Genomic DNA, 19,278 nt, shown 5'->3' with positions numbered 1-19,278 from the left:
CACTTTACCAGAAAAATGAAAAATGGTGAATCACGATTCCGTCGAATCATGATTCACCATAAACCTTAGACTGTTTGAAGCCAATTCTAAAAGCGGGAATTGTCTTCAAATCGAGCCTATCTGCAATTGAAGCGAAGGATTTGACGAAGTGGTTTCGCAAGCTAGAGGTCAAACAATTGCCCTTTCTGAAGTGGTACGGCAAGGCGAACGGATTGGGATCAGTTGGTTAGTACAGGTTGCGTTGGGTGAACATATTTACCTGCTTCATAAACAATCCACGAGTGAAAACCGACCGATTCAGTTGATTCGCTGAGAACTAGGCTTGTTCATCAGACAGACTGTGCTGGTGTCACCAATTTAAAGCTAGTAACCACTAACCACGGCCGTCCATTGCGGGGCTCCCCATCAATTGACCATAGATTGCCAGATGGCGTGAGTGCTCAACCGGCTGTTATAACGTTGAGCGGCTGGAGCGGAGAAATTCGGGGTGAGATCGCCGTGAAATTGTCCTTGGCGGCTCTGCCGCTTAGGACAAGGCTCAGCTTTGAGATTCGCGGGTTTTGCGAAGCTCAAAGTGACGCCCACAGCGAGCTCACCCCGAATTTCGCAGCGCAAGCTGCGGCCAATCTACTTTTACTAGGTTAATGCTCAGAAGCTACCCAGGTCGGCGAACACTCTGGTTTGAAGCGTGCTACGAGGTGCAGACCGCTGCGCCTTAAAGTATCTGCTTGCCCAACCCGCTGCGCGGCTTAGTCAATCAGATAAATTAATGCTCACGGTCTAACCGCACCTCTCCGCACTCTGTTAATCGTGCAAGGTGAATTGTAGTTTCATTTGTGGTTCGCCTAGCGCCAACATTTGTCCCAGCAACTTATTGCTGTTGGCCATGGCGATCGCGGCCATTTTTTCATTGACGGCGGTCAGATAGGCGGGTAGATCGAGTTGCGCGGTGGCTTGCGCGTCGGTTTCGTGTTGCAAATGCCGGCAAGCGGCGACCGTGTTTTCTTCGAAGAGGTTCTCTTGGTCCTCGTAAAGGCCGAAGTTGCTATCGCCGATCAGCGCCAGCACATTGCTGAGCCAGTATGCTTTGGTAGGATCGCATTCGCCGGTGCCCCGGTAGCTGGCGGGGGTATCGGTCACGTTGGCGTAAAATGGCACCACCGCGTTGAAGGTGTTGGGGCCAAACGCCAGCCAGTGGATCCCGGCGATGCTGGCCGGTACGTCATTGCGGATCTGCAAAATGTGTAATTCCTGATTGCGGTTAATCCCGATCGGCCGAAATTGCTTCCGTTGGGCGTCGGTGCCGGTACCATAAGCGTCATACGGGGTATTTTGGTAGTGGGAGCTGAGGACGAACTTCAGGTCCTCGATGGTGATCTTGTGGTTGGTGCGACAAATGAAGGGCAGGTCTTGATCAATCGGGTCCTGTACGCGCTCAGGATTGAAATATTTCTGACCGTACCAAGCGCGAGCGTTGTTGTAGCGGGTATCCTTAATGGTACTGCTGCCAAAAATATGGCGGAGGTTGACTTGATCGGGATCGGGATTCAGGTGATAAGTCGCGATCAAGTCGGGCAGGTCGTGGGCAAACAAGGTGTTGTCGGCGGCGAAGTCGAATTGATCGATGTTCAGGCGATTAGGCGCGATCACGTAGGCGTCATCGGGAATGCGGATCGCGGCCCAATGATGTCCGCCGATGGTTTCGAAGTACCAGACTTCATCCTTGTCGGAAAAAGCGATCGCGTTCATTTCATAGGTGCCATATTTTTCCAAAAGGCTGCCTAAGCGCAGGACGCCTTCCCGGGCGCTGTGAATGTAGGGCAAGGTGATCCGTGGTGATGTCTTCTTCGCCCAATCCCTGATCAACCAGTGGGTCCACGCCCAAAATCCGCGAATTTGAGGTGATCGTTTCGGTGGCGGTCATTGCTACGTTGGCGCTGTTGATCCCCGCCGCGGCCCAAGTGCCGTGCCCGGAGACCGCGTCAGGCGTGGAGGTATAGGCCAATGGATCGTTCGGCAGATCCAGATTGAATTTACTCAAGACCGCTTGATAATGCCGTGGTTGGTCCGCCGCCTTGACGAAGACGAATTTCTCCGGATTTAGCGGCGCGGCGCCGTCTTCGTTACGAGCGATGATCGTTGAACCGTCGATCGATGCTTTCTTGCCAACCAGAACTGTGGTACACGAGCCTTTAATACGTTTTGTCATTAAGCACACCTTCTCAAAAAGTTTACCAGACTATTGTAAGCCTCTACCGGCAGAAATGCACGGCGTGGTCGGGGCGGGTGGTATAATAAAATCATCAGTTTCTACTTGCTCCCGATTAAGGACGGGCAGTGAAAAAAAGAAAGTTGGCAATTTTTATGGAAATCACGATTGCGCCTGAGTTGACTCAGGTCGTCCCGCAAGCCAGCTTGTTGGTGCTGGATTATCAAGCCGAAGTCACTTTCAGCTCACCTGCGTTACAAGCCAAGTTCACCAAACTAGGCGCGAAGCAAGCGGCGCGCTTGGATCTGCCGGCGATCGCCCAGATGCCCCAGATCGCCGCGACCCGCGCGGCTTATCGGGCTTTAGGTAAAGCGCCGGCCAGTTACCGCAATGCTGCCGAGGCGATGTTGCGGCGGTTGGTCAAGGGGCAAGAACTTGATCAGATCAATAATGTGATCGAGATCAATAATCTGATGTCGATCTTCAGCGGTTTTTCCATTGGCTCGTATAATCTTGCCGCCTTATCTGGACCGATCACGTGGCGCCCGGCGCCAGAAGGGACTACTTACGCCGGGATCGGCAAGGGCCAGATCAACATTGCTGCGTTGCCCACGCTTTTCGACGCGGTCGGTCCTTTCGGCAATCCCACCAGTGACAGCCGCCGCGCCGCGGTCAATTTCAGCACCGCGATCCAGCCGCTGATGAGCGTGGTTTATTCTTTTAGCGGCGCCGAGCCGTTGCCGGCCATGGCCACGATCTATGCCCGTTTATTGCGGGAAAATATCGGGGTGACCAGCGTGAAAGCCCGGGTGATCACCGCCGCCGGAAGCACGCCGGTGTAGCAGGTGTGGTGGGTTTGGATGGGGACGCAACCGCCTCAGGACGTTTGTCGTGGCTGGAACGTGGTGGGCATCGTTTGGAGCCAATTCCAAAAGCGGGAATTGTCTTCAAATCGAGCCTTATTCTAAGCGATAAATCGCTAAGAATAATCTCACCGCTGAGCCACACGTCCTGAGGCGGTTGCTAGGCAGAATTGAGCCTATCTGTAATCGAGGCGAAGGATTTGACGAAGTGGTTTTGCAAGTTAGAGGTCAAACAATTGCCCACTTTTGAGGTGGTACGGCAATGCCAACGAATTTGGATTAGGAGACCGGTATACTTTGCGTAGGCTGAACATCTCCACTCGTTTTCTTAACAATCCATGGGTGAAAACCGACCGAATTAGCCAATTCATCAAGATCATATCCTAGTTCATCAGACGGACTGTACTGGTGTCACCAATTTAAAGCTTGTACCCACTAATCACGGTCGTCATTTGCGTGGCTCCCTATCAATTGGCCATAGCTTGCCAGTCGGCGTGAGTGATTCAATGACTAAGTTAACGTTGAACGGCTGGAGCGGAGAAATTCGGGGTGAGCTCGCCGTGTCGTTATTCTTAGCGGCTTTGCCGCTTAGAATAAGGCTCAACTTTGAGATTTTCGGTGCCCTTCCGAAAAGCTCAAAGTGACGCCCACAGCGAGCTCACCCCGAATTTCGCAGCGCAAGCTGCGGCCAATCTACTTTTAGCGTGGCCCTCAACTTTTCGAACAAGCAAAAAACAGCCCGTTACCCCGATAGACGCTATGGCGTGAAGTCGAAAGGTAACGGGCATTTTGATGAAGCTGGGCATTAACGATCAGCGAAAAATTTGATCGATCTGTTGATATTCCGCGGCGCTCAGACTGATTTTGAGCGCATGGGCATTGCTGACGACCTGCTCGACCCGTTTAGCGCCGGGGATGACCACGGCGATGGCGGGATTCTGGATGTACCAAGCTAGCACAACTTGGGCGATCGTCGCTTGATGCGCCGCGGCGATCGGCGCCAATTGGTCGACTTGAGCGATGATCTGCGCAAAACGAGCGCCTTGAAAATCAGGATTATCATGGCGAATATCGTCAGTGGGGAAACTCACGGCCTCGTGATATTTGCCGGTCAGTAAGCCTGACGCTAGTGGGAAGAAAGGCACAAACGAAATTTGGTGGGCTTGCAAGTAAGCGAAGCGCTCCGTCTCTTGGTCGCGGTGGAGCAGGCTATATTGTTCCTCATCCACATCGACCAGACCGTCCTGATTGGCCTCTTTTAATTGAGCCAGCGAGAAATTGGACACTCCGATCGCCCGGATCTTCCCCGCTTGTTTCAGTTCGTTCAGGGCTTGGACCGCTTCATTCTTCGGGGTGTGCTCGTCAGGAAAATGAATGTAGAACAAATCGATGTAATCTGTTTGGAGCCGTTGCAAGCTTTCCGCCACCGCCTGCTTCAGAAACGCAGGGGAATTGTCGATGGTCATCGTGCCATCGGCGTGCACATGCTGGGCCGCCTTGGTGGTAATGACGATTTTATTGCGATCGTAACCTTTGATTGCTTCACCAATCAGTGTTTCCGAAGCGCCGAGCCCGTACGCGAAGGCCGTGTCCAATAAATTGATGCCGTTATCCAGACCGGCGCGGACGATCGCCCGGCCCGTCTCGTCCTCCAATCCTGGGAAAAGATTGTGACCGCCCACCGCGTTGGTGCCTAAGCCCAGTGGTGTGGCGCTGACTGTTGATTGACCTAATTTGATGGTTGCTGTTGTCATGAAACATCCTCCTAACTTTTTCCAAGTGTAACTGCTTTTAGTATAACCGAAACCTTTGAAAAAAGGCCGAAGTTTGCTTGCCTGACTTGCGGACGCTGTGAAAATATTTTACAATTTAGGTATGAAATATTCTGGTTTACGAGAAAATATTTTTCATGAGTAGCTATTTATAACGGCTATTTACAATAAAATAGCTATTTGCAATAAGTTGAAGGAGAGTGACTGTGATGTTGGCAGTTGGTTTAATGTCGGGAACGTCATTGGACGGGACGGACGCGGCCTTGGTGGAGATCACCGGGGTCAATGAGCAGACTAAAGTGCAATTGCGTCATTTCAATAGTTATCCATTTACGGCGGCAGTCAAGGAGCGGATCCAAGCCGCGTTGACGCCGGAAACTTCTGATGTGGCGGCGATCTGTAGTCTTGATTTTGAACTAGGGGCGCTTTTTGGTGCGGCGGTGCAACAAGTCTGTCGGGAAGCAGGTGTCCCTTTATCAGCGCTGAGCTTCATTGCTTCGCATGGTCAAACGATCTATCATTTGCCGCGACCAGAAAATAATGCTCAAGTGCCTTCGACTATGCAGATCGGCGAACCAGCGGTGATTGCTGAGCAGACTCGGATCCCGGTCATTTCTAACTTTCGTGAAGCAGATCTGGCGGCAGGAGGTCAAGGCGCGCCGATCGTTCCGTATTCAGAATATGTTTTGTATCGGAGCGCGACGGCGACGCGGATCTTACAAAATATTGGCGGGATCGGCAACGCGACGATCATTCCGCGTCAAGGTCACTTGAACGATTTACTGGCCTTTGATACGGGGCCCGGTAATATGGTGATCGATGAACTTTGTCGCCATTTCTATCAAGAAGAATATGATCATGATGGCCGTCATGGCGCGGCTGGTCAGGTCGATGAAACTGTTTTGAGGCAATTATTGACGCATCCTTATTTTCAACGTCCTTTGCCCAAAACGACGGGTCGAGAAGATTTCGGTCAAGCTTATGCGGCCCGCTTGCTGAAAAAATACGCTGATCTAGCGCCTGATGATCTGATCGCAACGGCGACCGCATTGACAGCCCGGTCGATCGCTGGCGCCATCGAACCATATTGTCAAAAGCCAACAGAATTGATCGTGGCCGGTGGTGGTAGCTATAACCGGACTTTGATGGCCATGTTACAAGAAGCTTTGCCACAAGTCGCTGTCAGCACGCAAGAGGATCACGGTTATTCTTCAGCGGCGAAAGAAGCGATCGCGATGGTCGTCTTAGGGAACCAAACGTGGCAGGGTCAGCCGAGCAATGTGCCCAGCGCGACTGGCGCTAACCGGTCAGTGATCTTAGGGCGGATCACGCCGGTTGATGCCTCCTGATCAGAACAGATCTTCAAACCTGACCCAATGAAAAAAAGCGCGACAGTGTTCTAACTGCGGCGCTTTTTGGTCAAATCCTTCAGGTGATTGCTGAAAACTGATTGGCTTAGCTATGGGTGGAGCGGTGATTCAGGCGTTCAATTGTTTTGCGGACAGATCGTCATTGCGTAATTTGAATAAATGGGGTTTGCCATAAAAGTAACCTTGGCGAATGGCGATGCCATAATCGTCGGCCATTTCGTCTTCGCCCTGATTCTCCACGCCTTCAAGGATCAATCGCAATTGATAATCTTGAGCGACCTCGATCCAGTGCTGCAATTGGTCGTTGATCTCGTTTTCCCGGTGTTCAGCTCGAAAATTTTGCATTGCGACTTTGATCTCAGCGGCAAAAGGTAATAGTGGCTTGATGTGGGCCAAAGTGTTGACGCCAGTGGCCACATCGTCGAGACTGATCTCGATGCCATGATCGTTATATTCAACGATTTTCGGTAAAAGATCAGCCACAGTGATCTGGTCAGTCGGCTCTTCGGTGATTTCCACGGTCAACACGATCGGATAGATCTGATGTTGAGTCGCGATCAAGGCCGCGCTGATTTCATCGTTGACGAATTGAGTTCGGTTCAGATTAAATGAGATCGATTCGACCTTCAACGCCAATTCTTGCCCGACTTTGCGCAGCAGATCAGTCTGGATCGCGATCGGGATCGAGGCAAAGTCCTTGGGTAACTGCCAACGATCAGCGCCCCATTTCCTGATCAGCATTTCGTAGCCAAAAACCGAATTCGTGAATTTGTTGAATTGTGGTTGGATAAAATAACGATACATGTTAGCTCCCTCAAGCATTTCCACCCAGTAATCAGGTATAATAAGACTGTTCACTATTAATTGAAGCGTGTTTATACTAATATTGATTGTACTACAAAAAGTAAGAACGGGGAATCGATCGACTTGATCATTAAGGTAATGGTGGTAAACATTTGCGCCAAGCAAAATCAGGCCAGACCGATTCACTAAGGGGGTTTCATCATGAAAGTTGTTATTGTGGGCTGTACGCACGCTGGCACGATCGCGGCGGCGCAGATCCTAAAAACACATCCGCAAACTGAAGTGACGATCTATGAACGAAATGATGATATTTCGTTTCTTTCTTGTGGCATTTACCTTTATCTGGGGGGCAAGGTCAAGAACTTAGAGGATATGTTCTATTCATCGCCAGAAGAATTGACGCGACAAGGCGCTAATATTCTGACCCATCATAATGTTTTGAGTATCAATACTGCCAGCAAACGATTGCGGGCCGTTGATATCAAAACAGGCACGGTCATTGACGATTCGTACGACAAATTGATCATGTGCACGGGCTCGACTGCAGCAGTGCCGCCGCTTTCGGGCATTGATGAATCTAAGGTGCTGCTTTGCAAAAATTATCAACAAGCGCAAGAAATCTATGAGACAGCACAACATAATCAGCGGATCGCCGTGATCGGCGCAGGTTATTCAGGCACTGAAATCACCGAAAGTTATGCGCAGACCAACCACGAAGTTTTGTTATTGACCTCGGGTTCGCAAGTGATGCATCATTATATCGGGCCCGAGATCTCGGCCAAGGTCACGGAATTGTTGGAGGCTCATCAAGTGGAGATCCACTTGAACCAGCGAGTTTCTGAGTTTACCAGCGATGAGAACGGCGATCTTTTGATCAAAACCATGTCCGGTGAAAGTTTCAGCGCTGATCTAGCAATCGTTTGTACTGGGTTCGTGCCGAGTACCACATTGTTACGCAACCAAGTCCAAATGGATCGGCATGGCGCACTTTTGACCAATAAATTCATGCAGACGTCTGATCCTGATATCTACGCTGCTGGGGACAGTTGTGCTGTCCGCTTCAATCCAACCGGTCGGCCAGCGTACACCCCGTTGGCGACTAACGCGATCCGCCAAGCGGTCTTAGCGGCGACGAATATTTTCGGCAACACCATGCCTTATATGGGTACTCAGGCTACCTCGGCTTTACAGTTATTCGATTATAGCATCGCCACCACAGGACTGACCTACAAATACGCATTGCGCAATGGTTTCAAGGCCCAACAGATCATTTACGAAGACACCTGGCGGCCAGCCTATATGCCTTCCACTGATAAAATCAAGATCGTCCTGATCTATGATCAAGAGACACGGCGCATCTTGGGTTGTCAGTTGATCAGCAAGCACGAGATCGCCCAATCCGCCAATACTCTCTCTTTGGCGATTCAAAACGACAATACTATTGACGATCTGGCCTATGTGGACATGTTGTTCCAACCTAATTTCGATTATCCCTTCAATTATCTCAACCTCGCCGCCCAAAAAGCCATCGACCAAGAACGCGAGGCTGGCCGCGACAACCCGCGCTTTACGGCGTTGGGGAATGACGTGCCACGCCCATAGCGTGAAACCAAAAAGAAGGAAACACAGCAAGACAGTGAATAGGTATTGAACAACTGAATAGTGATTGATTTGACCCTTAACTTGAGCGGACGCTCGGAGTTGGGGGTTTATTTATTGTTGATCAAAGTGACGATCAGGGAAACGGTGCGACAGGACAGTATCAGGATGCCCTGCAAGCGTTCTCTTTTTTGGAACGTGTTCGCCACCCCAGCTTCTTGCGCTTAACTACGTCAGGCTTCCGGAGGCAAGGGACGCCTCCAAAATCCTGACTAGGTTAATGCTCAGAAGCTAACCGGGGTGGCTTACACTCTGAATTTGAAACGTGTTCGCCACCCCAGCACTTTCCGCTTAGCTACGCAATTATTCCGGAAGCTAAACCCGCTTCCAAAACAATTGCTAGGCTAATGCTCAAGTGCTGACCGGGGTGGCTTACACTCTGTTTTTGTGGTAAGTATGAGCGAGCACGCACTGGGGATAACAACTGATCGTCTGCTCTGGCTGTGCCGCAAAAGTGATCGTCCCCGGCGGTTGCGCCTAACTTCAGCGTTTTCCTCTGGACACTGAGGCTGCTTGAACCTGTTGCGGCAAAATTGTATCATGATGATAAACCTGACGTGGATCAAGAACGAAATCAGGTCACGTCGATTAAGAAACAAGGCGCATTGACCGCGCAGCGAAAGGAGCGCGAATGATGATCCAATTCGAGCAAGTCAAACAATGGCCTAAGTTGCCTTTTAAATTTTTCCAACATCAAGCGCCGCTGCCGATCGCGGTGCCAGCGCACTGGCATCCTGGGATCGAATTGAATTTTCTTGTTAGCGGCGGGCCACTGATCTTTACTGAAAATGGCCAGGCTCATCAATTTACGCCGGGAGATTGTTGGGCGGTTGATCGTCGAGTGATCCATCGTGCGGTCGGTGCGGGACAACTAAACTGGGACGAATTTGGTTTCATTATCGATGAAACATTCTTGCAGGGAAAATTACCGGTCAGCGCATCGTGGCACTTACAGTTACAGGGGCGGCCGCAAGATCCGGCGCAAGACCAGGCCTATCAAGCGCTATTTACTCACGCGTTGGCGATTCGCAAATTGCTGGTGGCAGGATTGGATGATTATGATCGGCTCATTATTTTGAGTCATTTTTATCAAATGCTGGTTCTGTTAGGGCGTCATTTCGTGACCCTTGCTGAGGAAGTCGAGCTTGCCCGTAACCCGCAGTTGGTCGATCGCGTCATGACGAAGATCCACCATGATTACGCGACTGAATTGCACAGCGCTGATCTGGCGGTATTCGCGCATGTGTCGTTGACAACGCTTAATCAACAATTTCAAGAATTGGTCGGGATGTCTGTTCACGCTTATATCCGCCAAGTGCGGTTGATCAGCACGCGGCGGCTGTTGTTAGAGACTAACAAGAGTATTGATTATATCGCCACTCAGTGTGGTTTTGGCAGTATCAAAACTTTTCAACGCAATTTTCTGAATTGGTTGGGACAAACGCCCTCGCAGTTCCGCAAAACCGCGACTAGACAGCCTGATCTCAGACAAGCGCAGATAAAAGCCGACAATGACGCCGATTGCTTGCGATAGTGTCGCCTCAAGCGGCGCTGATCGTGATAAAGTTCTTGCCAGATAATGAAGTGAGGACGTTTTAATGCCAAAAGAAAAACGCTGGGTCCTACCCAGTATTCTCAGCCTTTCCGCGTTCAGTGGTGTGGCGACGCTGATCACCGGGATCATTACTGAACTCAGGTCGCCGATCGAGGGGACCAAAATAATCGATCAGATTTTTAAATCATGAATACAGCTACAGAAGGGAATCGTCAATCAAATATGAATGATCAAACAAAAATGCATACACAAGCGCTCTATCATCCTGATGACCCAGAGATCGCCAAGGTCCAAGTGGATTGTCTCGAATTGTTATATGATTACAATCAAACGCGGCCTAAAGAGCAAGCGCGGCGGAACCAATTGTTACACGAGATGTTCGCCGAGATCGGAAGCGGCTGTTATCTTGAACCGCCTTTTCACGCCAACTTTGGCGGCCATCATGTCCACTTTGGCGATAATATCTATGGTAATTTCAATTTGACCATGGTCGATGACACCCATATCTATGTGGGAAGTCGGACGATGTTCGGACCTAATGTAACGATTGCGACGGCGGGTCATCCGATCGAACCGAGCTTGCGCGGCCAGGGTTATCAGTATAATGCACCTGTTCATATCGGGACGAATTGTTGGATCGGCGCCGGTGTTTTGATCATGCCCGGAGTGACGATCGGCGCTAACGTGGTCGTCGGCGCGGGCAGTGTGGTGACCAAGGACCTGCCTGACAATGTGGTCGCTTATGGCAACCCTTGCAAAGTCGCTCGTCCAGTTGGCGCCCGCGATCGCGAGTTTTATTTTAAAGATCTGCGGATCGACCCGCGCCTGCTCGATCGGCCCGCCGACTAGCAAAACACGTTTTTATCGGGAGCCCTCAGCGACCATACCTGCCTACTATCAACGTCCTGCGCAGCGAAAAATTATTGGATCGGAGCTACGTTTCGCCAGAGTAAGCGAACGCAACTACGCGGATTTTTTTGCAAAAGGCGGAAAATTCGGGTACGCTTAGCGCAGCATTCAAGAGAAGTGGGGCAACAGAAAATGAGCAAGACGCAAACAACCGTAGCAAAAGCAACCGTAGTAAGTTTGGCCGACCATTATTTGACCTGGTCACCTGAAAAAATCGCCGCGTTCCGCCAGACATTGTTGAGCTGGTACGACGCTGAGGGCCGCGACCTGCCTTGGCGCCAAGATCAAGAGCCGTATCATATCCTCTTGAGTGAGATCATGTTGCAACAAACCCAAGTGCAGACGGTGATCCCATACTACCAACGCTTTTTGGCGGCACTACCGACGATTCAAGATTTAGCGACGGTGCCGGAAGAACAATTGTTGCAATTATGGTCAGGATTGGGCTACTATTCCCGGGCCCGCAACTTGCAAAAGGCGGCGCAACAATTGGTGCATGACTACGCCGGTGTTTGGCCACGCACGGCCGCCGAACTGGTCGATCTGGCGGGCGTTGGGCCGTATACCGCTGGCGCGATCGCGAGTATTGCTTTTGGTGAGGCGGTACCGGCAGTGGATGGCAATGCTTTTCGCGTCTTTGCCCGCTTGTTGGAAATCGACTTGGATATCACCAAACCGCAGACACGTTTGGTGTTCAGCACGATCATCGCCCGCTTGATCGACCCGGCGCGCCCGGGCGATTTCAATCAGGCAATCATGGACATCGGCACCCGTTACATGACCGCCAAGAATCCAGATGAGACCCAGTCACCTTTACGCCGTTTCGATGCCAGCGCGGCGGCGGGCACGAGTTTGCAATATCCCGTGCGCCAGAAAAAAGCCCGGCCGGTGGTCCAGCATTATTTCGCCTTGGCGATCCATAGTCCGGCGGGGTGGCTCTTGTTGCAGCGGCCGACCACGGGGATGCTGGCGCGGTTGTGGCTATTCCCGTTATTGGATCAAGATGAGCTGCTAACTGCCAGCCAAGCTGACCAGCCCGACAAAACCCTGACCACGGCAAATCCGTTAGCGGCGCCCGCCAAAAATGGTGCTGGGCAACCAACCGATCAGGTCACTGACCAAAAGAATGAGAAGCAGAACGGTCAGCCGGCCCAGCGGCAAAAGTCCCAGCCAACCGAGCTTGCAACTGAACTGAGCGACCCGGTAGTTTTACTAGCGGCGGTGACGACGGCGTGGCAAGCGTTGAGTGGGTGGCCGACACCACTCCCTTTGCGTGATCCACATTTGCCGCTGGTCAAGCACACCTTTACCCACCGGCAGTGGCAACTGCATTTATTGACGGCGGAGTTGCCGCAGGTGCCCGATTTGGCCAATTTACCCGGCCGTTGGTTCGCGGCAGCAGATTTTCCCGCGGCGGCCTTGCCCACGGTCCAGCGGAAAATGTTACAAGCGCTGGACTTGCCCAATTAGGGTTGGCGGCAGGTGGCTAACACTAAGGTTGTCAAAAACATCCGCCCAAGAGATTGAATGGCGGTGTTCAAAGCTGAATTATTCAAAATTTTAGGCGGGCGTCAGTGCTCCAACGCAACGCAAAAGTCTGGGTCAAAGCGGTTCTTCCTAACAAAACCTCCCGACATACTAAAGTGCATTTTAGTATGTCGGGAGGTTTTTGTCGAGGTGACGATTACTGCAGTCGCTTAGGCGGCTGTGTTTTCCTAATATTCATGTAAAACGTCGCGGATCTCGTTGATCAATTCGTGGGGCCGCCGGGTTGCGCGGGCAACGGTTTTGATGTTCAACAGATCGAAGTCGGTCAAATTGTGGGAGATCGAGTTTTTGCCGTAAGAACCGGTGCCTAAAGTCAGGGAGGGGGTCAGCTTGTTGAAGAGACCGCCGATGCCGCCTAGGGAGCCAGGGGTGTTGACCAGGATCCGGCAGGCGGGCATCATGGCGCCAAAGCGTTCAATCAAATCGTTGTCTTGGGAGTGGACAACGGCAGTGTGACCTAAGCCGCCGTAATTCAGCAGTCCCAGGCAAATACTGAAGGCGGCTTGCTGATTATTGGCCACATACATGGACAAAACAGGGGACAACTTTTCTCCGGAAAGTGGGTAGTTGGGACCGATGCCGGCGATTTCGCCGATCAATAACTTGGTGTTCGCGGGGACTTTGATACCGGCCAAGTCGGCGATGCGGGTGGCGCTTTGTCCGGCGATCGGGCCGCGAACGGTGTGGCGTTCGGGATCGATCACGGTGGCGCTCAACTTGGCCACGTCGGCTGGCGCCACGAAGAAGGCGCCTTGCCGTTGGAATTCTTGTTTGACCGCTTCGAGAACGTCGCGATCGACGACAATGCTGTTCTCGGAGGCGCAGATCATGCCGTTGTCGAACGTCTTCGACATGATGATGTCAGCGACGGCGTTGGCGATGTTGGCGGTTTTTTCAATGTAAGCCGGCGCGTTGCCAGGACCAACACCCATCGCCGGTTTGCCGGTGGAATAGGCGGCTTTGACCATGCTGGGGCCGCCGGTGGCCAAGACCAAGTTGACTTGCGGATGGTTCATCAACGCGGATGTGGCCGCAATGCTTGGTTGCTGGATCCACTGGATCAAATTCGCCGGCGCCCCCGCGTTGACCGCCGCCGTGGCCAAAAGTTGACAGGTGGCGCTGCCGCATTCCTGAGCTTGGGGATGTAAGCCGAAAATAATCGCGTTCCGTGTTTTCAAAGCCAGCAAAATCTTGAAAATCACCGTGGAAGTGGGATTGGTCACCGGCGTTACCCCGGCGATCACCCCTAGTGGTTCCGCGATTTTTTCCAAACCGTTGTGCCCGTCGCGACTGATCACGCCCACGGTTTGGTCGTCTTTGATCTCATTCCAAATGTATTGACTGGCATAAATATTCTTGATTGCTTTATCCTCAGCGTTGCCCCGCCCGGTCTCCTTGTAGGCGAGAAAGGCCAACTCCTTGGCGTGCCGGATCGCGGTGCGCACGATGGCGGCGCAGATCGCATCCACTTGCGTTTGATCGTAGTTCTGATATTTCTTGAAGGCCACCACCCCACGGCTGACCAATTGGTTGATCGCGTCGTCCACATTTGGCGCGCTGATTGCTGTCGTCGCTAACTTAGACATTTTCAACATCTCTTTCAAACTTGTTCAGGTTCTGACAACTTTATCCTAGAACGAATGAAAACAGATGTAAAGCGTTTGAAGTCCACTGGTACAGGGAAAAATCAGCGCTTTTGGCATGCTGATCTAGTCGAATGATCACAATTGTTTCTGTAAAGAGACTAGCCACAAGCTGATTGTTTCTGAAAAATTACCGCTCATGTCATTTTTGGAAAGTAGCAAGAAAATATTTTTGGTACAGAAAATAGAACAGACTCGGTTTTAGACCGGTCTGTTCTATATCAGGAAATACAATTAGATTGGCGAATAATCAGGAGCGGTGGCTGGCACGCTGGCCCCGTCCGCTGCACTAGGATTGCGGGCGAAGCTGAACGACTTGGTCGGTGACGTGGGCGATGAAGTCCTGATCATGTTCGATCAACAATAAGGTGGGCTTGAAATCGGTGATCAGTTGTTCCAATTGTTCCTGATTGAAAACGTCCAAATAATTCAGCGGCTCATCCCATAAATACAGTTCGGCCGGTTGCGCCAGGGATTTGGCTAACTCGACTTTCTTCTGCTGGCCCATACTCAACTGCTCGATCCGACTGGAAAACGCGTTGCGCGGCAGCCCTAGCTTATGCAGGTTATTTAAGAACAGCTGGTAATCCAAGTGCTGAGCTTCGGCAAAGTCGGCCAGCGAACCGCGGTTATCCTGATAATCCTGCCGCACCCGGCTGATCCTAAGCTGATCCGACATTTGGAATTCACCGCTGCGGATCCCGCGGAATTCACCTAAAAGCGTGCGGATCAGTGACGATTTGCCCACGCCGTTGGGGCCGATCAGCGCCAATTGTTGGCCCCGGTCAAGCTGAAAACTGACCGGTTGAAATAAGGGCTGTTCCTTTTCATAGCCCAACTGAAAATCTTTCACCGTTAACAGATTCTTGCGAAAAGTCGGTTGAAAATTAATACCCAAGGGATCAATATATTCAATGTTTTTCAGGAGCGTTTCTTTTTCGCTGATCTCTGTTTCCATGCGATGTTGGAGATTCTTCGAACGTTTCATCGTGCGGGCGGCGCGGGCGCCGATAAAGCCGGTATCGCCGATCGCGCCACTATTTTTGACGTGTTGCTGCCCGTATTTGTCTTTCTCACGGGAATGGGACCAGGCCGCCTTTTCCGCCGCGGTTTGGCGCAGGCGCCCGATATCTTTTTTGAGTTTGCTGTTTTGCGCTTGTTCGTAATCGTCCTGTTGCTGCTTTTGCTGCTCGTAACTGCTGAAATTTCCTTGCATCAAGGTCAACTTGGCCTTATCAATGGCCAAAATATGGTCGGTCGTTTCATCGATAAAATGCCGATCGTGACTGACCACAATGAATCCCTGATGCTTCTGGCGCAAATAGCGGGCGACTTGCTGCCGGCTTTGCAGATCCAAATGATTGGTCGGTTCGTCGATCAGCGGGTAGTTGGTCGTATCCGTGAACAACAATGCCAGCAAAACCTTCGTCTGCTCGCCGCCAGACAGGTCAGCGAAAGGCCGCCACAGCACGCCCTCATCCACTTGTAACAAGTTCAATTCCCGTTGGACCTCCCACAATTCGCTAGGCGACAGCGCGGCAATCAATTCGTAAGTCAATTGCGTCGGGTCGGCGATCGTTTGCGGAAAATAGACGAAATTCAGCGGTTGGTTGATTTCCCCGGAGAAAGGGAGCTGATGTTGTAACAATTTCAGCAGGGTGGTTTTCCCCCGACCGTTACGTCCGATCAGGCCTAGTTTCCAGGTCGATTCTAAATTTAAGTCGGCGTGGTCAAACAAGAGCGTGCCTTGTTGATCGTAGCCGAAGGTTAGGTCTTTGATTTCAATTTTAGGCATAGATTCATCACCTCAGAATACTTTTTGAAAAATACGATTCTATTTATTAATGTTCGTTTGATTGCGGGCTTGGGTGGGTGTTGCGCGCGAGCGCAACCGGGTCCTATTCATGCTTTTTCGCTTGATGGCAGAAGTGGTGGGTTTGGGTGGTGACGCAACCGCCTCAGGACGTTTGTCGTGGCTGGAACGCGGTGGGCATCGTTTGAAGCCAATCCGCAAAGTGCGCGGCTTGTCTTCAAATCAAGCCTTATTCTAAGCGATAAATCGCTAAGAATAATCTCACCGCTGAGCCACACGTCCTGAGGCGGTTGCTAGGCGGAATTGCGCCTATCTGCAATCGAGGCGAAGGATTTGACGAAGTGGTTTTGCAGGCTAGCGGTCAAACAATTGCCCATTTTTAGGGTGGTACGGCAATGCCAACAGATTTGGATTAGGTAGTCGGGACATTTTGCGTGGCTGAACATCTCACCATTTCCTTGACAATCCTGGGTGGAGACCGATCGATTCAGTTGATTCACTGAGAACTAGGTTTGTTCATCAGACAGACTTTACCGGTGTCACCAATTTAAGAATTCTCACCACTAACAACGGTCGTCAATTCCGTGGATCCCCATCAATTGGCGATAGCTTGCTAATTGGCGTGAGTGCTCAAACGGCTGTTGTAACGTTGAGCGGCTGGAGCGGAGAAATTCGGGATGAGATCGCCGTGAAATTGTCCTTAGCGGCTCTGCCGCTTAGGACAAGGCCTGATTTTGAGACAAGCCGCGTACTTTGCGGATTGGCTCAAAACAGTGCCCACAGCGAGCTCACCCCGAATTTCGCAGCGCAAGCTGTGGGAAATCTACTTAGGTCACCAATCAGTCTGCGCAAGGACCAGGCTCACAAGGTTGTTTTGGCAAATTGGACACAAAAAGAGACCACACCCTTGAGCACTAAATCGATCCAAAAACGCACAGAGAACCCCCTTGTTGTTCAACAAGACTGTTTAGCTCAACTGTTGTTTTGAATTAATTTAGATTCTCAACGGCATGATCCCTCATTTCGACATTTATAATACGCCCAGCTTAGCGCATCAACTGACTAATTGTCAACACCAAGTGCTTCTTTTTTTCGCTCAGATGTGCAAACCGCCGGCAAATTTGATATGGTTAGTTTGACCAAATAATCATCGAAAAGAGCAACCAATGGAAATCAACACTCAGCGCTGCCTGATCCGCCGTTTTCAGGAAAGTGATCTCGCTAGTTTTACGGCTTATCACAATGATTTGGAGTGGATGCGTTATCAAGGCCTGAAAGGGTTGACGAAACAAGCTTATGCGGCTATTTTGTTGGGCGGCTAAGATTTGACCAAGGGCGTCCAGCTGGCTATTATTAACCGCGAGACCGGCGCGTTGTTGGGCGACCTTTATCTCAAACAAGCGGATGATAGCTGTTGGCTCGGCTATTCGATCCGTCGAACTGAAGCGCGGCACGGCTATGCTTTTGAGGCGGTCAGCGCGGTGATCCGGCGGCTAAAAGAGCAGGGCATCACGACGATCAAAGCCGAAGTTTCCCGGGCCAACGTGCCATCGCTTGGTCTTCTCAAGAAACTAAACTTCATCGATCAAGCGTCAACGGAAACGGAATTACTCTTGACATTGCGCCTTTAGAAAAAGCGTGAAGGTGTTGACAACGAACCCGTCAGTGGCGCCTGATCCAGGGGTTGGCTACCGCCATTCCTTCGCATCCAAATGCAAACAAAAAACGCCAAGCAACTAGTCTTGACGTTTTTTAAAATGCTGGAGTAATCTTAGCGCGTGTTAAATGCTTGTTTGATTTCGGCACTTTTTTGAACGCTTACTAATTCAGCGCTTTTTCAAGGTCTGATTGGTCTAAACGTTATTTACCACCGCTAAGATAGTGGTCGATCCGAGCGTTGGCGGCAGCTTGGTTGACGTCCTTGGCGGTTGTCAGTGGGATCCCGTTTTCACCGCTGAGGGCGATCAGGATTTGCAGGAAAGGCGGTTTGATGCCCAATTCGCCTAAATCATCCGGCGAGATCGCATAGCGGATTGCTTGCTCATCATGATGTTCGACTTTTTGGACCCATTGTGGTTCGCGCAAGCTTTGGCGGCCGATCGCGACCAAATCGAAAGTTGAGGCAGCTTTTTCCACATCGGCAGGCGTTTGCAGGTCGCCGACCACGATCAGCGGCATTTTCCCAGCCAAATGAGCCTTGATCGTCTCGTTCAGCGGGGTGGTGATGCTAGGATCATTCAGCGATTTGCGCCAAACACTGCCCATAGAAACGTGGAGATAATCCAGAGGTTGATCCTTGAGCACATCGATAAACTTCAAGGTATCCTCAAAAGTGATCCCTGGCTTCTCGATCTCTTCAGGCGAGATCCGATAACCGATAATGAACGGCTTGGTCGCGTATTCGTCCACGACCCGATTGACTTCGCGAATAATATCCAAGGCGAAAGTCATCCGTTTCTCCACAGAACCACCGAATTCATCAGTCCGTTGGTTGGAATGAGGGGAGAAAAATTGTTGGATCAAGTAAGTGTTGGCGCCGTGAATCTCCACACCGTCAAAACCAGCAAGGATCGCCCGACGCACAGCCTGACCAAAATCGGCGATCGTCGCGTAAACTTCCTTGGTGGACAGCGTGCGGGGTGTTTCCGAGCCCGCCCGCAACGCCGCAACCGCGCTGGCGCTGACCGGTTGTTGGCCGCGGAGCACCTGACTATTGGTCATCCGCCCAGCACTGAAAATCTGCAAAACAGCCTTGGTGCCATCCTGTTGAATCGCGTGGGCCAGCTTGCGCAGACCAGGGATAAAACGATCATCGGCGACACTCAACTCGCCCTCAAAACCCTTGCCCAAATCGTTAACGTTGGCCACGGCGGTGATGAACATGCCGACACCGCCAGTGTGAGTGCCATAATAACTCAATTCGGCGTCGCTGACGCTACCATCGTGGAATCCCATCGTTTCCGTCATTGGCGGAATGACGACGCGGTTCTTCAGGGTAATGTCCTTATGCAAAAACTTGTATGGTTCGAGAAACTTGTATTCTGTCATGTCAAAGCCTTCTCTTTCCTTGGATTTTTTTTGGTAAAGCATATTGCTGTGATTGATTGGAAAAATATGTGGTTCTGTTTTTTTG

14 protein-coding genes and 1 pseudogene are annotated in these 19,278 nt (G+C 51.2%); 9 read left to right on the top strand and 6 right to left on the bottom strand.

The genetic code is table 11. The features are described 5' to 3' along the window. Positions 1 to 804: 804 nt before the first annotated feature. Positions 805 to 2,209, bottom strand: a pseudogene (locus OCU21_RS06605) (C69 family dipeptidase). Positions 2,210 to 2,364: 155 nt separating this feature from the next. On the opposite strand from OCU21_RS06605, the gene OCU21_RS06600 reads away from it, so the two are divergent. Then, positions 2,365 to 3,051 (top strand): B3/B4 domain-containing protein, encoded by a 687-nt coding sequence (locus OCU21_RS06600; protein WP_261806645.1) that lies wholly within the window; start codon positions 2,365 to 2,367, stop codon positions 3,049 to 3,051. An 833-nt stretch (positions 3,052 to 3,884) separates the two neighbouring features. Here OCU21_RS06600 and OCU21_RS06595 read toward each other — a convergent pair. Beyond that, on the bottom strand, positions 3,885 to 4,826 hold the full coding sequence (locus OCU21_RS06595; RefSeq protein ID WP_261806644.1) for an aldo/keto reductase: 942 nt from the start codon (positions 4,824 to 4,826) through the stop codon (positions 3,885 to 3,887). A 227-nt stretch (positions 4,827 to 5,053) separates the two neighbouring features. Here OCU21_RS06595 and anmK point away from each other — a divergent pair, with 227 nt between their 5' ends. Continuing rightward, positions 5,054 to 6,193, top strand: coding sequence for an anhydro-N-acetylmuramic acid kinase AnmK (anmK, locus tag OCU21_RS06590; protein ID WP_373875475.1), 1,140 nt, complete (start codon positions 5,054 to 5,056; stop codon positions 6,191 to 6,193). A 129-nt stretch (positions 6,194 to 6,322) separates the two neighbouring features. On the opposite strand, the gene OCU21_RS06585 is transcribed toward anmK, so the two are convergent. Continuing rightward, on the bottom strand, positions 6,323 to 7,018 hold the full coding sequence (locus tag OCU21_RS06585; protein ID WP_261806642.1) for an EAL domain-containing protein: 696 nt from the start codon (positions 7,016 to 7,018) through the stop codon (positions 6,323 to 6,325). Positions 7,019 to 7,219: 201 nt separating this feature from the next. Here OCU21_RS06585 and OCU21_RS06580 point away from each other — a divergent pair, with 201 nt between their 5' ends. From OCU21_RS06580 to OCU21_RS06560, 5 genes are all read left to right on the top strand, one after another. Continuing rightward, on the top strand, positions 7,220 to 8,620 hold the full coding sequence (locus OCU21_RS06580; RefSeq protein WP_261806641.1) for an FAD-dependent oxidoreductase: 1,401 nt from the start codon (positions 7,220 to 7,222) through the stop codon (positions 8,618 to 8,620). Positions 8,621 to 9,311: 691 nt separating this feature from the next. After that, a complete protein-coding gene (locus OCU21_RS06575) occupies positions 9,312 to 10,211 on the top strand; it encodes an AraC family transcriptional regulator (RefSeq protein ID WP_261806640.1) in 900 nt (299 codons plus the stop codon). Positions 10,212 to 10,275: 64 nt separating this feature from the next. Continuing rightward, positions 10,276 to 10,422 carry a hypothetical protein gene (locus OCU21_RS06570; protein ID WP_261806639.1) on the top strand — a complete coding sequence of 49 codons (147 nt, stop codon included), beginning with the start codon at positions 10,276 to 10,278 and terminating at the stop codon, positions 10,420 to 10,422. A 32-nt stretch (positions 10,423 to 10,454) separates the two neighbouring features. Next, positions 10,455 to 11,081 (top strand): sugar O-acetyltransferase, encoded by a 627-nt coding sequence (locus OCU21_RS06565; protein WP_261806647.1) that lies wholly within the window; start codon positions 10,455 to 10,457, stop codon positions 11,079 to 11,081. Between the two features lie 192 nt (positions 11,082 to 11,273). Beyond that, positions 11,274 to 12,611 (top strand): A/G-specific adenine glycosylase, encoded by a 1,338-nt coding sequence (locus OCU21_RS06560; protein ID WP_261806638.1) that lies wholly within the window; start codon positions 11,274 to 11,276, stop codon positions 12,609 to 12,611. 245 nt (positions 12,612 to 12,856) lie between these two features. Here the strand turns inward: OCU21_RS06560 and OCU21_RS06555 are convergent, their stop codons facing one another. Then, positions 12,857 to 14,275 (bottom strand): aldehyde dehydrogenase family protein, encoded by a 1,419-nt coding sequence (locus tag OCU21_RS06555; protein ID WP_261806637.1) that lies wholly within the window; start codon positions 14,273 to 14,275, stop codon positions 12,857 to 12,859. A gap of 346 nt (positions 14,276 to 14,621) precedes the next feature. After that, positions 14,622 to 16,127 carry a ribosomal protection-like ABC-F family protein gene (gene abc-f / locus OCU21_RS06550; protein WP_261806636.1) on the bottom strand — a complete coding sequence of 502 codons (1,506 nt, stop codon included), beginning with the start codon at positions 16,125 to 16,127 and terminating at the stop codon, positions 14,622 to 14,624. A gap of 1,184 nt (positions 16,128 to 17,311) precedes the next feature. Here abc-f and OCU21_RS06545 point away from each other — a divergent pair. Both OCU21_RS06545 and OCU21_RS06540 read left to right on the top strand, forming a co-directional pair. After that, positions 17,312 to 17,467 (top strand): GNAT family N-acetyltransferase, encoded by a 156-nt coding sequence (locus OCU21_RS06545; RefSeq protein ID WP_261806635.1) that lies wholly within the window; start codon positions 17,312 to 17,314, stop codon positions 17,465 to 17,467. A gap of 3 nt (positions 17,468 to 17,470) precedes the next feature. Continuing rightward, positions 17,471 to 17,776, top strand: a complete 306-nt coding sequence (locus OCU21_RS06540; RefSeq protein WP_261806634.1) for a GNAT family N-acetyltransferase — start codon at positions 17,471 to 17,473, stop codon at positions 17,774 to 17,776. 229 nt (positions 17,777 to 18,005) lie between these two features. Here the strand turns inward: OCU21_RS06540 and OCU21_RS06535 are convergent, their stop codons facing one another. Further along, positions 18,006 to 19,193 (bottom strand): NADH-dependent flavin oxidoreductase, encoded by a 1,188-nt coding sequence (locus OCU21_RS06535; RefSeq protein ID WP_261806633.1) that lies wholly within the window; start codon positions 19,191 to 19,193, stop codon positions 18,006 to 18,008. Positions 19,194 to 19,278: the final 85 nt, after the last annotated feature.

This window comes from Lapidilactobacillus luobeiensis (assembly GCF_024345205.1).
GTDB classification, from domain to species: Bacteria; Bacillota; Bacilli; order Lactobacillales; family Lactobacillaceae; genus Lapidilactobacillus; species Lapidilactobacillus luobeiensis.
The sequence above is the reverse complement of the archived record's forward strand: the minus strand, read 5'-3'. Positions and strand labels throughout refer to the sequence as shown.

What these genes read in the sequence shown, in the direction of transcription:
- OCU21_RS06580 (WP_261806641.1), top strand. Translation starts at nt 7,220, where the DNA reads ATGAAAGTTGTTATTGTGGGCTGTACGCACGCTGGCACGATCGCGGCG.
- OCU21_RS06570 (WP_261806639.1), top strand. Translation starts at nt 10,276, where the DNA reads ATGCCAAAAGAAAAACGCTGGGTCCTACCCAGTATTCTCAGCCTTTCC.
- OCU21_RS06560 (WP_261806638.1), top strand. Translation starts at nt 11,274, where the DNA reads ATGAGCAAGACGCAAACAACCGTAGCAAAAGCAACCGTAGTAAGTTTG.
- OCU21_RS06600 (WP_261806645.1), top strand. Translation starts at nt 2,365, where the DNA reads ATGGAAATCACGATTGCGCCTGAGTTGACTCAGGTCGTCCCGCAAGCC.
- OCU21_RS06575 (WP_261806640.1), top strand. Translation starts at nt 9,312, where the DNA reads ATGATCCAATTCGAGCAAGTCAAACAATGGCCTAAGTTGCCTTTTAAA.
- OCU21_RS06555 (WP_261806637.1), bottom strand. Translation starts at nt 14,275, where the DNA reads ATGTCTAAGTTAGCGACGACAGCAATCAGCGCGCCAAATGTGGACGAC.
- abc-f (WP_261806636.1), bottom strand. Translation starts at nt 16,127, where the DNA reads ATGCCTAAAATTGAAATCAAAGACCTAACCTTCGGCTACGATCAACAA.
- OCU21_RS06535 (WP_261806633.1), bottom strand. Translation starts at nt 19,193, where the DNA reads ATGACAGAATACAAGTTTCTCGAACCATACAAGTTTTTGCATAAGGAC.
- OCU21_RS06565 (WP_261806647.1), top strand. Translation starts at nt 10,455, where the DNA reads ATGAATGATCAAACAAAAATGCATACACAAGCGCTCTATCATCCTGAT.
- OCU21_RS06595 (WP_261806644.1), bottom strand. Translation starts at nt 4,826, where the DNA reads ATGACAACAGCAACCATCAAATTAGGTCAATCAACAGTCAGCGCCACA.
- OCU21_RS06585 (WP_261806642.1), bottom strand. Translation starts at nt 7,018, where the DNA reads ATGTATCGTTATTTTATCCAACCACAATTCAACAAATTCACGAATTCG.
- anmK (WP_373875475.1), top strand. Translation starts at nt 5,054, where the DNA reads ATGTTGGCAGTTGGTTTAATGTCGGGAACGTCATTGGACGGGACGGAC.
- OCU21_RS06545 (WP_261806635.1), top strand. Translation starts at nt 17,312, where the DNA reads ATGGAAATCAACACTCAGCGCTGCCTGATCCGCCGTTTTCAGGAAAGT.